Here is a 12,430-nt window from a genome sequence, read left to right as displayed (position 1 = left end):
CAGCGTGCGAGCGGGCCTTTCAGACCGTGAACCGATTGAAAAAAGGAACAGCGATGACGGAGACGACGACGGCAGCGGCCGCAGAGGTGTTGGCCCAGGTGCGCGGGCAGGTGGGGTTCATCACCCTCAACCGCCCCAGGGCACTGAATGCGCTGTCGCTGGACATGGTGCGCGCGCTCATGGAGACCCTGCTGGCATGGCAGGACGACGAGCGCATCCTGGCGGTGGCCATTCGCGGCAGCAACAAGGAAGGCCCGTTCGGCGCCTTCTGTGCGGGCGGCGACATCCGCTTTCTGCACCAGGCGGGCAGCCAGGGCGATCCGAGGCTGGAGGATTTCTTCACCGAGGAATACGCGCTCAACCACCTGATCCACCACTACGGCAAGCCCTACATCGCGTTCATGGACGGCATCGTGATGGGCGGCGGCATGGGCATCAGCCAGGGGGCCAGCCTGCGCATCGTGACCGAGCGCACGAACATGGCCATGCCCGAGACGGCCATCGGCCTGTTTCCGGACGTGGGGGGCGGCTACTTCCTGTCGCGTTGCCCGGGCCACGCCGGGGAATGGCTGGGCCTGACGGGCGACACCATCGGTGCAGGCGATGCGGTGGCGCTGGGCTTGGCCGACGGATGCCTGCCGTCCGATCGGCAGGCGGCGGTCTGGGATGCGCTGGGCACGGAGTCCTTCACCGACGCAGCGGCGGTGCAGGCATCGATCGCTACTAAATTTGTAGCACAAGAGTCAATGAGTACTAGGGCATCGGCCGAAATCGATCGATATTTCGCGTTGGACAGCGTCCAGGCCATCATGGCGGCCCTGGAGGCCGCAGGCACCGACTGGGCCCGCGCTGCGGCAGCCACCTTGCGCAAGCGCTCGCCGCTCATGCTGCTCGTGGTGCTGGAGCAGATCCGCCGCGCCCGCGGCATGGACTTGGCCGCCGATCTGCGCATGGAGCGCGACATGGTGCGCCACTGTTTTTTCCTGCGCCCCGGCCAGAGCGAAACGGTCGAAGGCATCCGGGCCCTGGCGGTGGACAAGGACCACACGCCGCGCTGGAGCCCGGCGCGCATCGAGGACGTGACGCCGGAGATGGTGGCACCGTTCTTCGAGAGCCCGTGGCCGGCCCATGCCCATCCGCTGGCCGCGCTGCGCTGAGCGCGGCCATCACAACTGCGGATGCACCGCCGTCGCAAGCCCCAGCAGGGCGGCGCGCGGCAGGGCACCGCTGAGCGCGTAGCCGAAGCCGCCATCCGTCCAGTAAAAGCAGGGCACCGGGCCGTCCGCATCGAAGCGGAAGGCCGTGTCGGCCGCACCGGGCTGGCCCGCCGCCAAGGCGCCGAGGTACAGGGTGACGCGCTCTCCGGCGGCGTTCTGGTACATGAACTGGGCCCGTGCGCCCGTGTCACCCGGCAGCAGCCGCCCGCCCACCAGCTCGTACCCCTGGCCCGCCAGCACGGGAATCCTGAGCGGCCGCCCGAGCCGCTTGGACAGCCACTGCACCAGATGCTCCTGCTGGGCGGCGGCCACCTCCACGGGGTGCCGCTGCTCCGGCTGGTACACCGCGTGCGCCACGGAGGCCTGTTGTGCGAATCGGCGGGCGACGGCGGGTGAGGCATCGGCCATGCGGCCGGCGGCTTGGCCGCGGTGGTCGGTGGGCCATTGCCCGTGCACGGTCCAGCCTAGGCCGAAGGCGAGGAGCAGCGAGGCGGCCATGCCGCCCAGGCGCCACCAGCGGGCCTCGCGCTCCCGCACGGCCTCCAGGCGGTCGGCCGTGCGGCGCAGGCTGTCCGGCATCGGCGCCGTGTCCCAGGCGGCGTGCAGGGCCTGCAATTGCGCGCGCTGGGCCTGCCATGCCGCTGCGGTGGCCTGGGTCTCGGCATCGCGGGCGAGGCGGGCGCGCAAGGCCTCGGCTTGCGCGGCCGAAAGCCGCCCGTCGGTCAGGGCGTGCAATGCGTCCTCGGAAATGGGGGTGTCGTCGTGGGAGGCCATGGGGTCCTCACTTCATGCGGCGCAGCGCGGGCGGGGCGTCACCGGGCGCCGGGCGCGCCGTGGCGGGCGCGTGCATCAGTTCGCGCAGCCGTGCCCGGGCGCGGGACAGGCGCGACATCACCGTGCCGACGGGGATCTGCAGCACGCGGGCTGTCTGCGCGTAGTCCATGTCTTCGAGCGTGACCAGCAGCAGCACCGCGCGCTGGTCGGAGGGCAGGCGCTGCAGGCAGCGATCGAGGTCGATGGCGTCGTCCGATGCGGGTGCGGGGGCCTGAAGGCTGTCCTGCACGGCCTCGATGTCCAGCAGCGGCAGGGCCGAAGCCGAGCGCTGCTGGTTCAGGTACAGGTGGTGCATCAGGGTGAACAGCCAAGCCCGCAGATCGCTGCCCGACCGCCAGAGCAGCCACTTGCGGCACGCGCGCTCCAGGGTGTCCTGTACCAGATCGTCCGCGGCCCAGGCATTGCCGGTCAGGGCCCGCGCATAGCGGCGCAGGCTGGGCAGGTGCTCGACGATCCGGTCCATGGGGGCGGGCGCTGGGCCGGTCCCGGATCAGGGCTTGGCGGTGTGCCAGACCTGGTTGACGCCGTCGCCGGTGCGATCGCCTGGCTTGGCGTCCTTGGCCCAGTAGTACAGCGGCTTGCCCTTGTAGGCCAGCTGGCTGCTGCCGTCATCGCGGCGCACCACGCTGTAGTCGCCGGTCGGGGTGGCGTTGCCGGCCATCAGCGGCGGCCAGTTGGTGGCGCAGGGGCCGTTGCAGACCGATTTGCCGCTGCCCGTCGCATCGCGGTCGAAGGTGTAGAGGGTCATGCCGTTGGGGCCGGTCAGTGCGCCGTCCTTGGCCTGGACGCCAGCCGGCGCCGTCATCATGGAAGAGCAGCCGGCCAGCGCCAGTGCAAAGGCGGCGGTGGCCACGGAGGAAGCGATGCGGATCATGGGTGTCTCCAGTCGATCAGGTGCGGGCGACGCGAAATGCGGCCCTGCACCTGGATGAACACCGAAGGATGCGCTTTTATTCCCGGTGCCGCCGAAAAAATTACCGGTGGCGGCTTTTCATGGCGCGCTCGACCTCACGCTTGCCTTCACGGTCCTTGATGGTGTCGCGCTTGTCGTGCTCCGCCTTGCCCTTGGCCAGCGCAAAATCGCACTTCACCAGGCCATCCTTCCAGTGCAGGTTGAGCGGCACCAGCGTGTACCCCTTTTGCTCAACCTTGTTGATCAGGCGGTCGATCTCCTGCCGGTGCAGCAGCAGCTTCTTGGTGCGCGCCGCCTCGGGGCTGACGTGGGTCGAGGCGGTCTTCAGGGCGTTGATCTGGCAGCCGATCAGGAACAGCTCGCCTTCGCGGATCACGACGTAGCCGTCGGTCAGTTGCACCTTGCCTTCGCGCAGTGCCTTGACCTCCCAGCCGTGCAGCACCATGCCGGCTTCGTAGCGTTCCTCGAAGAAGTAGTTGTAGGCTGCCTTTTTGTTGTCGGCGATGCGGGACTGTGTTTCGGGTTTTTTGGCCATGGGCTATAGGTGCGGCGCAAACCGGGAGATGAAAGCCCTCCCTACAATCGTTGTCGTCTCGCTTCCAAGATTTTAGGCCCACGCGCTCCAGGCCCTCCGTAGGGCATCCGGCCCTTTGCCCATGGCGCCTTGCTTCATCCATGAAAAACGTCAACAAGTCCGTCCTGATCTGGTACAGCCCCGAGGAAATGTTCGCCCTCGTCACCGATGTGGCCAAGTACCCGGAGTTCCTGCCCTGGTGTGACCATGCGGCCGTGCTGGACCAGGACGCGCAAGGCATGACGGCCGAGGTCGGCATCGCGCTGGGCGGGCTGCGCAAGACATTCGTCACGCGCAACACGCAGGAGGCCGGGCGCCGCGTTCAGATGCGCCTGGTCAAAGGGCCGTTCTCCCAGCTGGACGGCGACTGGATCTTTCACCCGGTGGGAGACGGCTCGCAACGCGCCTGCAAGGTCGAGCTCACGTTGAACTACGGTTTCGACAGCGTGGCGCTGGCGGCCTTGGTCGGGCCCATTTTCGATCGCATTGCCGGCACGATGGTGGACGCGTTCATCCAGCGCGCCGAGCAGGTGTATGGCTGACAGGCCGGACACATCCGCTGCTGGGGCGGCGGTGGAGTGGCTGACGGTCACCGTGGTGCACTCCTCGGCACCCCGATCGACCGTGGAGCGGGTCTTGCCGTTGCCCAGGGGCTCCACCCTGGCCGATGCATTGAAGGCCTGCGGGCTGGCTGCGGGCGGCAGCGCCTGCGGCGTATGGGGCAGGGTGGTGGCGCCCGACCAGGTTTTGCAGGACGGGGACCGGGTGGAGCTGTACCGGCCTTTGGTGGTGGACCCCAAGGTGGCGCGGCGCGAGCGTTTCGCCCGCCAGGGGGCCCGGTCCACCGGCCTGTTCGCGCAGCGCAGGCCGGGTGCGAAGGCCGGCTATTGAGGGCTGGCGGGCACGCGGGGCGAGATGCCCTTGCGGGTGGTCATCCAGTGACCGTGCCAGGTTTTGCCCGGCTCAGCGCGGCGCGCACTCGGACGCGATCACGCTGTCGGCGCGGCGGGCCTCCGCGGCCTTGGCGGACTCGTCCATGAACACGCGCTCTCCCTGTGCATTGGTCTGGCTGAACAATTGGCCGGATGTCATCGCTGCCTTGGATTGCCGCGCTCGCTCGCAGTTTTCGGCCCGCAGCTTGGCTTGGCGCTCCTCGTCGGCCTTCTTCTTCGCGGCCTCCGCCGCGTCGGCCTGGGCCTTGCGCTCTTCCAGTTCCTTGTCTTTCCCGGTGGGGCGTGGCGCACTGGCTGCCGCCATGGCGGCAGACGCCCCATCCGCCGCAGGCGGCACGGCAGCCGGGCGGGCCGAGATCGCATTGCCGCCGGGCTGCTTGAGAATGCTCTTTTGCGGAATCTCCGCTGGCGGCGGCCGGTCGCTGTAGACCTTGCGGCCGTCCTTGTCGATCCACTGCCATTGCGCCGCAGCGCCCATGGCCCACGTGCAGGCGAGGGCGGCCAAAAGAAGCTGGGAGGTTTTCATGCGACGCAAGTTTAGCGGCCGAAGCCCCTTGGCGCCATGGTTGCCAAGCCACAACGCGAGCACGCTCACGGCCCGCAGGTACAATCCTTTTTTTGGAGCTTTCTCATGCGCCTTCTTGGAAAAGCGCTCACCTTCGACGATGTGTTGCTGGTGCCAGCGTACTCCCAGGTCCTCCCCAAGGACACGTCCCTCGCGACGCGACTCTCCCGCAATATTTCCCTGAACCTGCCGCTGGTGTCCGCCGCCATGGACACGGTCACCGAAGCGCGCCTGGCCATTGCCATCGCGCAAGAGGGCGGGATGGGGATCGTGCACAAAAACCTCACGCCGCAGGAGCAGGCCGCCCACGTGGCTAAGGTCAAGCGGTACGAGTCCGGTGTCGTTCGCGATCCCGTCGTCATCACGCCCGAGCACACCGTCCTGCAGGTGTCGCAACTGTCGGAGCAACTGGGCATTTCGGGTTTTCCGGTGTGCGACGGTGGCAAGGTCGTCGGCATCGTGACGGGGCGCGACCTGCGCTTTGAAACGCGCTACGACGTCAAGGTGCATGAAATCATGACGCCGCGCGACAAGCTCATCACCGTCAACGAGAAGGAAGGCACTTCTCCCGCTGCGGCCAAGGCCTTGCTCAACAAGCACAAGCTCGAGCGGCTGCTGGTGGTCAATGACGCGTTCGAGCTCAAGGGCCTGATCACCGTCAAGGACATCACCAAGCAAACCAGCTTTCCCAATGCCGCCCGGGATGCCGCTGGCCGCCTACGAGTCGGCGCGGCTGTCGGCGTGGGCGAGGGCACGGAAGAGCGCGTGGAAGCGCTGGTGAAGGCCGGAGTCGATGCCATCGTGGTGGACACGGCCCACGGCCACAGCAAGGGCGTGATCGACCGGGTGCGCTGGGTCAAGCAGAACTACCCGCAGATCGACGTGATCGGCGGCAACATTGCCACGGGCGCTGCTGCGCTGGCATTGGTGGAAGCCGGCGCCGATGGTGTCAAGGTCGGTATCGGCCCAGGCTCCATCTGTACGACCCGCATCGTGGCGGGTGTGGGCGTGCCGCAGATCATGGCCATCGACAACGTGGCCACGGCGCTCCGGGGCACGGGCGTTCCTCTCATCGCCGATGGCGGCATCCGTTACTCCGGCGATATCGCCAAGGCGTTGGCGGCCGGCGCCAGCGCCGTGATGATGGGCGGCATGTTCGCCGGCACTGAAGAAGCGCCGGGCGAGGTCATCCTGTTCCAGGGGCGCAGTTATAAAAGCTACCGCGGGATGGGCAGCATCGGCGCCATGCAGCAGGGCAGTGCGGACCGTTACTTCCAGGAATCCAGCACGGGCAACCCCAATGCGGACAAACTGGTGCCGGAAGGCATCGAAGGCCGTGTGCCTTATAAGGGGTCGATGGTCTCCATCGTGTTCCAGATGGCGGGCGGTGTGCGCGCCGCCATGGGTTACTGCGGTTGCGCCACGATCGAAGAAATGAACAACAAGGCCGAGTTCGTCGAGATCACCACCGCAGGCATCCGCGAAAGCCATGTCCACGATGTGCAGATCACGAAGGAAGCGCCGAACTACCGCGCCGACTGATCTTGTCGCCACCACAGGCCCGAACCCTTCTTGCGGTGTTCGGGCCTTTGTTTTTTCCTCTCCCTGCCGCCTGCCATGCAACACCAGAAAATCCTCATCCTCGATTTTGGCTCCCAGGTCACCCAACTCATCGCGCGCCGAGTGCGCGAGGCGCATGTGCTCAGCGAAGTGCACCCCTGCGATGTCACGGATGAATGGATCCGCGAATATGCCAAGGACGGCTCGCTCAAAGGGGTGATCCTCTCCGGCAGCCATGCCAGCGTGTACGAGGACACCACCGACAAGGCCCCGCAAGCCGTGTTCGAACTGGGCGTTCCCGTCCTGGGCATCTGCTACGGCATGCAGGCCATGGCCCACCAACTGGGCGGCAAGGTCGAGGGCGGGCACAAGCGCGAGTTCGGTTTCGCGGCGGTGCGTGCACGGGGCCACACCGAACTGCTGCGCGACATTGCCGACTTCACCACGGAAGAAGGCCACGGCATGCTCAATGTGTGGATGAGCCATGGCGACAAGGTCACGGAACTGCCCCCGGGCTTCAAGCTCATGGCCAGCACCGAGAGCTGCCCCATCGCCGGGATGGCGGATGAAGAGCGCAAGTTCTATGCGGTGCAGTTTCATCCTGAAGTCACGCACACCGTGCAGGGCAAGGCGCTGCTGGAGCGTTTCGTGCTCGGCATCTGCGGCGTGCGTCCCGACTGGATCATGGGGGACTACATCTCCGAAGCGGTCCAGAAAATCCGAGACCAGGTGGGCGACGAAGAAGTCATCCTGGGGCTGTCCGGTGGGGTCGATTCGTCGGTGGCCGCCGCGCTGATTCACCGCGCCATCGGCGATCAGCTGACCTGCGTTTTCGTGGACCACGGCCTGCTGCGTTTGAACGAAGGCGACTTGGTCATGGAGATGTTCCAGGGCAAGCTGCATGCGAATGTCATTCGCGTCGATGCGAGCGATCTATTCTTGGGCAAGCTGGCAGGCGTGAACGACCCGGAAGCCAAGCGCAAGATCATCGGCGGCGAGTTCGTGACGGTGTTCAAGCAAGAGGCCGCCAAGCTCAAGGCGGGCGACAAGGGCCACAAGGGCGCCACCTTCCTCGCGCAAGGCACGATCTACCCCGATGTGATCGAGTCGGGTGGCGCCAAGAGCAAGAAGGCCGTCACCATCAAGAGCCACCACAACGTCGGCGGTCTGCCTGAGCAGCTTGGCTTGAAACTGCTGGAGCCGCTGCGCGATCTGTTCAAGGATGAGGTGCGCGAACTGGGCGTCGCCCTCGGGCTGCCGCCCGAAATGGTGTACCGCCATCCATTCCCCGGGCCGGGCCTGGGCGTGCGCATTCTTGGCGAAGTGAAGAAGGAATACGCCGATCTACTGCGGCGCGCCGACGACATCTTCATTCAGGAGCTGCGCAATTTCATCGATCCAGGCACTGGCAAGAGCTGGTACGAGTTGACCAGTCAGGCCTTCACCGTATTTCTGCCCGTGAAAAGCGTGGGTGTCATGGGCGATGGGCGCACGTATGACTACGTGGTGGCCCTGCGCGCCGTGCAAACCAGTGACTTCATGACCGCGGATTGGGCAGAGCTGCCTTACGCGTTGCTCAAGAAAGTGTCCGGACGGATCATCAATGAAGTGCGTGGGATCAATCGAGTGACCTACGACGTCTCCAGCAAGCCGCCAGCGACTATTGAGTGGGAGTGAACTGGCCCTCGATGGCTATGGAGCGAATGTCCCATTGCCAGGGGCATCTAAACCGCTGGCGGTTGGTTCTGATTTGCGTCTTTGACTTTCATTCGGGGCGCAATTTATAACGGTCAGGCGTGTATGGATATAGCCCACGATAAGGTGGGTCCGACTCCGAATAATGGATCGCTGAAGAAAAAAGCAAGCCATAAAAAAAGCCACACGAATGTGGCTTTTTTTGTTGGACAAGAAGGGTATTAGGCTTCCTTGTTTTCCTTGATGTTGAAGCCCATTTGGCTTTCCGCACCCTTGCCGCCTTGGTTGGTTTGTTCCCAGTACTGGGTCTTGACCTTGGCTGCCTGAAAAGCATAGTTCACCAGGACAGAGTCGCTGCCATCGGTACCGCTGACGGTCACGCTGGTCACCATCACGTCGGTCAGGGTGATCTTGCCGAATTCGATTTGCGTGCCACCGGCCTTGCAAAGAGAGATTTCCACTTGGCCCAAGTGCTTGCCGGTGGAACAGTGCTTGAGCACGGCCGGATAGCACTTGTCGATGGAGGCCACGATGTTCAGGTCATGGAAAGTGACCTTGCCGGCGCCGGCACCACCGCCGCTGGCCATGGAGTTCGGCTGGGTGGCACCCCAGGTGAACGAGTTGATGTCAGTCCAGCCCTTGTGGTTGGAGTCTTGCGACTCACCGCTGGCGCCTTCGACCTTCATGAACATATCGACTGACATTATTGCTTCTCCTGTAGTTGCGATGTTTGGTACGCAAAGTCAATGAAAAGTCTGCGGGCCCTTCAACAGACGGGACGCGCTGACCTGAAGAAACAGTCACTGTGTAGAAAGGCAGCAAGGGGAGACGATAAATGCCTGTGCGGGCGATCTCCCTCTGGACCGCGATTGCGATGCCGATCCGTGATCTGTTTATCTGCCGGCGATCATAAGAGTGCCGCGTGTCATTTCGGCGATACAAGTTCGGACTAATTGGCGCCCCAAAGAAACAGAAGAAACAATTTGTTTTGTGGTTTGAATTGGCTTCAATAGGTAACGGGTTTACCGCATGTGAAGGTAGACTCGCCACTTCCAAAAAAATGGGCGTGATGGCAAGGGGTCTTGTTTTGGATGCTGCGATCTGAGGGGTCTACAGCATCCCGGGCCTATCGCTGTTCTATGATGCTGCGGCAGCACGCCAGGGCTAGGCCCGGGTCGTGCGTGCAAGAACCCCGTCCACAATCCCGCTTGGCCTGTTTGGCGGCAAGTGCCCCTGCTTTTCATCTCTGCCTTGGGGCTCGGTGCGCAGGTCACTCAGAGTTGACTTGATTCGTTCTTCAACTTCCACGACATAGATGCGCAAAAGCGTGAAAACATGCACAAGGAAATAAGTGGTTCGGCGAACTGCCTGGCTCCCGGTGTCCAGGTTGGTGAATACCGACTGAGCGATGTCATTGGAGAGGGCGGCTTTGGCATCGTCTACCGGGCCAGAGACTTGAGTCTTGATCGCATCGTGGCGATCAAGGAGTACATGCCATCGACGTTGGCGGGCCGCAAGGAGTCCAATCAGATCCACGTCCGCTCCCAGCACCGTGGTGCTTTCGATGCGGGGTTGCGCAGTTTCATCAACGAAGCGCGTCTGTTGGCGAAGTTCTCGCATCCTGCGCTGGTGCATGTCTATCGCTTCTTTGAGGCGAACGGTACTGCTTACATGGTCATGCAGTATTACGAAGGCCAGACTTTCCGGACGTTTTTGAACCAGCAGCCGAAGGCCATGGACGAACAATGGCTGTCGACCATCATCGCCCCCATCCTCGATGTGCTGGAGATGTTGCACGCTGCGGACTGCTATCACCGGGACATCGCGCCGGACAACATTTTCCTGCAATCTTCCGGCATGCCGGTGCTGCTGGATTTCGGCGCAGCGCGTCGAATCATCGGGGACATGACCCAGGCCCTGACCATGGTCTTGAAGCCGGGCTTTGCGCCCATCGAACAGTACGTCGATGACGGCGCCATGCCGCAAGGCGCCTGGACGGACATCTACCAGTTGGGCGCGTTGCTTTATCTCTCGATCACCGGTCGCCCGCCCGCGACGTCGGTGGCTCGGATGATCAACGATCCGGTGTCCACCCTCGTGCCTGAAAACTGTCCAGGTTTCAGTGCCAGATTCCTCGGTGGCGTGCACCACGCTTTGGCGATCAAACCGCAGGACCGCCCGCAATCCATCGGCGATCTGCGGCACCTCTTGGGTTTGAAGACGGTCACCTTGTCGTGGCCCAGCTCCGGTTTGATGGGTCTCAGCGCGGCCGAGGAAAGTGATCCTTCGATGGATGCGCCTGTGCACGTCCCATCGGCGGTCGCGGCTCCAGCGGCATTTACTGCACCGCAGCCTCCTGCAGAGGCCGTTGCGCCGGTTGCTCATCACGCCGATGCGCGGCATGGCGCCGTCCCCAGCGAGGCACATGCCCCCGTTGTGTCCGGCTTGGATACCACGAACCAGCACCGCCCATCCACCGAAGTTCGGCCCTCCAAGGTTGCCAGTGCGCCGGTGCATGCGCCGCCATCGCCCTCTGCAGAGTCATCTGCCAAAGCGCATTCCCGGAAAACCAAGCCTGCAGCCAGCCAGCAAGGTGCCGGGCACACCCCGCCCACCAAGCGCCCCGTGTGGCTGATTCCTGCATTGGGCTTCGCTGCGTTGGTTGTTGTGGCAGGTGGTGCATGGTGGATCACCAGCGGTGATGACGCCGCAAAGACAGCGGCCGTGGCCCAGGATGCCCAGGAATCGGACCAGTGGCTGCTGGCCGCCCGCATCAATACGCCCGATTCGTTGCGGACCTATTTGAGTCTTTTTCCCAATGGTGCGCACCGTGCTGAAGCCGAAGAGCGAATCGCTGCGCTGACGTCGGCCGTGGCGCCGGCCTCCACTCCCGTGGCGCAGCAGGCCCCGGCTTCGGCGCCCGTGGTGGCCGCATCGGCACCCATGGTCGTGGCGGATGTTGCGCCCGTGAAGGTGCCTCCTGCATCCGTGCCGACGTTGGCGGCTTCGGCCCCGGCAGCGCCGAGTACTCTGCCCACGCCTGAAGAGGCGGCGCGTGTGCCTGCGCAGGCGACCCGCACGGCAGATGCCGAGAACAAAGGCAAGATTATTTTGCGCGTCATGCCATGGGGGAACGTGTCGGTCGACAGGGTTCCTGCAGGAACGACTCCACCCTTGACCCAGTTGACCCTGTCCGAGGGGCTTCACCGCATCGACATCTCCAACCCGGTGGCACCCACCGTGACACAGATGGTGTTGGTGAAAAAGGGCGAGTCGGTCGTTTTAACGCACAAGTTCGAATGATTCATTTCAGGCCATTCATTGCGCTTGGACGCGTTGCTTGTCTGGTAGCGCTGATTCACGCGCCGTTGCTCCACGCCGCTGCAGATTGCGACGAAAAGGCTGCATCAAGCAGGGCTGAAACGTCCCCGGTCAACACCGGGCGGCAATATTTGGGTCAAGGCATTGCGCTGTTTGACGCCAAAGACTTTCAGACCGCCGAGCGAGCGTTTCAATCGGCCTTGTTTGCCGGCCTTCCGGATGGACAGGAGCGCGCGTCAGCGCATAAGTATTTGGCATTCATCTATTGCACGAACGGAGAGGGCAAGCGCTGCGAATCGGAATTCGATGCGGCGTTCGCGGTACGCCCTTCGTTCAAGATCGATGGTTATGAACTCAACAACACGCCCTGGAGCAGCGCTTATTTCCGTTCGCAGGCACGATGGGCCACCCGCTGCGGTAAACCGGTGCTGGATGCCTCTGCAGTCCCTGGGACAACCCCTGGTACTGCCCGGGCCGCGGATGCGGTCGCCGCAGCCGCGGTTCCCGCACCCCGGGTGACTGCCGCTCAGACATCGAATTCCGTGCCGGTTAGCGCGCTTTTCAAGACCGCAGAGAAAGACGCCGCATTCAATGTGCGCATTCGGCTTTCGCCCTGGGGCCATGTGCAAGTTGATGGCAAGGCGATGGGGGTGAGTCCTCCATTGACGCAGTTGAAGTTGTCGGCTGGCTCCCATTCGCTGGAGTTGTCTAATCCAGGCTTTGAAACCGTTAAGAAAGTGATCACGGTCATCGATGGTGAAACGTTCACCATCGAACATGATTTTGATGCGAGGTAGC

General features: G+C 63.8%; 13 protein-coding genes. 7 read left to right on the top strand and 6 right to left on the bottom strand.

The genetic code is table 11. From position 1 onward, the window contains the following. The first annotated feature begins 53 nt into the window (after positions 1–53). A complete protein-coding gene (locus AVAK2825_RS20065) occupies positions 54–1,157 on the top strand; it encodes an enoyl-CoA hydratase/isomerase family protein (RefSeq protein ID WP_284402209.1) in 1,104 nt (367 codons plus the stop codon). A gap of 9 nt (positions 1,158–1,166) precedes the next feature. Here AVAK2825_RS20065 and AVAK2825_RS20060 read toward each other — a convergent pair whose 3' ends face one another. The 4 genes from AVAK2825_RS20060 to smpB all read right to left on the bottom strand — a co-directional run bounded on the left by AVAK2825_RS20060 (position 1,167) and on the right by smpB (position 3,499). Further along, positions 1,167–1,991 (bottom strand): anti-sigma factor family protein, encoded by an 825-nt coding sequence (locus tag AVAK2825_RS20060; protein WP_284402207.1) that lies wholly within the window; start codon positions 1,989–1,991, stop codon positions 1,167–1,169. 7 nt (positions 1,992–1,998) lie between these two features. Further along, complete coding sequence (locus AVAK2825_RS20055) at positions 1,999–2,514, bottom strand: sigma-70 family RNA polymerase sigma factor (protein ID WP_272569669.1); 516 nt, start codon at positions 2,512–2,514, stop codon at positions 1,999–2,001. A 27-nt stretch (positions 2,515–2,541) separates the two neighbouring features. After that, positions 2,542–2,925, bottom strand: a complete 384-nt coding sequence (locus tag AVAK2825_RS20050; protein WP_272568718.1) for a COG4315 family predicted lipoprotein — start codon at positions 2,923–2,925, stop codon at positions 2,542–2,544. Between the two features lie 100 nt (positions 2,926–3,025). Next, positions 3,026–3,499 (bottom strand): SsrA-binding protein SmpB, encoded by a 474-nt coding sequence (smpB, locus tag AVAK2825_RS20045; protein WP_272568719.1) that lies wholly within the window; start codon positions 3,497–3,499, stop codon positions 3,026–3,028. Between the two features lie 140 nt (positions 3,500–3,639). Between smpB and AVAK2825_RS20040 the strand changes: the two genes are divergently transcribed. Continuing rightward, positions 3,640–4,080, top strand: a complete 441-nt coding sequence (locus tag AVAK2825_RS20040) for a type II toxin-antitoxin system RatA family toxin (RefSeq protein WP_284402203.1) — start codon at positions 3,640–3,642, stop codon at positions 4,078–4,080. After that, entirely contained in the window at positions 4,073–4,429 is a 357-nt protein-coding gene (locus AVAK2825_RS20035; RefSeq protein ID WP_284402201.1) for an RnfH family protein, read from the top strand. The genes AVAK2825_RS20040 and AVAK2825_RS20035 overlap by 8 nt, the downstream gene beginning before the upstream one ends. A gap of 72 nt (positions 4,430–4,501) precedes the next feature. On the opposite strand, the gene AVAK2825_RS20030 is transcribed toward AVAK2825_RS20035, so the two are convergent. Continuing rightward, complete coding sequence (locus AVAK2825_RS20030) at positions 4,502–5,017, bottom strand: DUF4124 domain-containing protein (protein ID WP_284402198.1); 516 nt, start codon at positions 5,015–5,017, stop codon at positions 4,502–4,504. Between the two features lie 105 nt (positions 5,018–5,122). Here AVAK2825_RS20030 and guaB point away from each other — a divergent pair, with 105 nt between their 5' ends. Both guaB and guaA read left to right on the top strand, forming a co-directional pair. Beyond that, on the top strand, positions 5,123–6,598 hold the full coding sequence (guaB, locus tag AVAK2825_RS20025) for an IMP dehydrogenase (RefSeq protein ID WP_272552260.1): 1,476 nt from the start codon (positions 5,123–5,125) through the stop codon (positions 6,596–6,598). Positions 6,599–6,673: 75 nt separating this feature from the next. Next, entirely contained in the window at positions 6,674–8,293 is a 1,620-nt protein-coding gene (gene guaA / locus AVAK2825_RS20020) for a glutamine-hydrolyzing GMP synthase (protein WP_284402196.1), read from the top strand. A gap of 239 nt (positions 8,294–8,532) precedes the next feature. Here guaA and AVAK2825_RS20015 read toward each other — a convergent pair whose 3' ends face one another. Further along, a complete protein-coding gene (locus tag AVAK2825_RS20015) occupies positions 8,533–9,015 on the bottom strand; it encodes an Hcp family type VI secretion system effector (RefSeq protein ID WP_272563871.1) in 483 nt (160 codons plus the stop codon). Positions 9,016–9,646: 631 nt separating this feature from the next. On the opposite strand from AVAK2825_RS20015, the gene AVAK2825_RS20010 reads away from it, so the two are divergent. Both AVAK2825_RS20010 and AVAK2825_RS20005 read left to right on the top strand, forming a co-directional pair. After that, a complete protein-coding gene (locus AVAK2825_RS20010; protein WP_284402191.1) occupies positions 9,647–11,614 on the top strand; it encodes a serine/threonine protein kinase in 1,968 nt (655 codons plus the stop codon). Continuing rightward, positions 11,611–12,429 (top strand): PEGA domain-containing protein, encoded by an 819-nt coding sequence (locus AVAK2825_RS20005; protein WP_284402189.1) that lies wholly within the window; start codon positions 11,611–11,613, stop codon positions 12,427–12,429. Before AVAK2825_RS20010 ends, AVAK2825_RS20005 begins: the two co-directional genes overlap by 4 nt. Position 12,430: the final 1 nt, after the last annotated feature.

Source organism: Acidovorax sp. SUPP2825, assembly GCF_030158995.1.
In the GTDB taxonomy this organism is placed as follows: Bacteria; Pseudomonadota; Gammaproteobacteria; order Burkholderiales; family Burkholderiaceae_C; genus Paracidovorax.
This window is presented reverse-complemented; position numbering and strand designations above follow the sequence as displayed.

Coding starts and splice junctions, on each gene's coding strand:
- AVAK2825_RS20065 (WP_284402209.1), top strand. CDS start 54: ATGACGGAGACGACGACGGCAGCGGCCGCAGAGGTGTTGGCCCAGGTG.
- AVAK2825_RS20060 (WP_284402207.1), bottom strand. CDS start 1,991: ATGGCCTCCCACGACGACACCCCCATTTCCGAGGACGCATTGCACGCC.
- AVAK2825_RS20055 (WP_272569669.1), bottom strand. CDS start 2,514: ATGGACCGGATCGTCGAGCACCTGCCCAGCCTGCGCCGCTATGCGCGG.
- AVAK2825_RS20050 (WP_272568718.1), bottom strand. CDS start 2,925: ATGATCCGCATCGCTTCCTCCGTGGCCACCGCCGCCTTTGCACTGGCG.
- smpB (WP_272568719.1), bottom strand. CDS start 3,499: ATGGCCAAAAAACCCGAAACACAGTCCCGCATCGCCGACAACAAAAAG.
- AVAK2825_RS20040 (WP_284402203.1), top strand. CDS start 3,640: ATGAAAAACGTCAACAAGTCCGTCCTGATCTGGTACAGCCCCGAGGAA.
- AVAK2825_RS20035 (WP_284402201.1), top strand. CDS start 4,073: ATGGCTGACAGGCCGGACACATCCGCTGCTGGGGCGGCGGTGGAGTGG.
- AVAK2825_RS20030 (WP_284402198.1), bottom strand. CDS start 5,017: ATGAAAACCTCCCAGCTTCTTTTGGCCGCCCTCGCCTGCACGTGGGCC.
- guaB (WP_272552260.1), top strand. CDS start 5,123: ATGCGCCTTCTTGGAAAAGCGCTCACCTTCGACGATGTGTTGCTGGTG.
- guaA (WP_284402196.1), top strand. CDS start 6,674: ATGCAACACCAGAAAATCCTCATCCTCGATTTTGGCTCCCAGGTCACC.
- AVAK2825_RS20015 (WP_272563871.1), bottom strand. CDS start 9,015: ATGTCAGTCGATATGTTCATGAAGGTCGAAGGCGCCAGCGGTGAGTCG.
- AVAK2825_RS20010 (WP_284402191.1), top strand. CDS start 9,647: ATGCACAAGGAAATAAGTGGTTCGGCGAACTGCCTGGCTCCCGGTGTC.
- AVAK2825_RS20005 (WP_284402189.1), top strand. CDS start 11,611: ATGATTCATTTCAGGCCATTCATTGCGCTTGGACGCGTTGCTTGTCTG.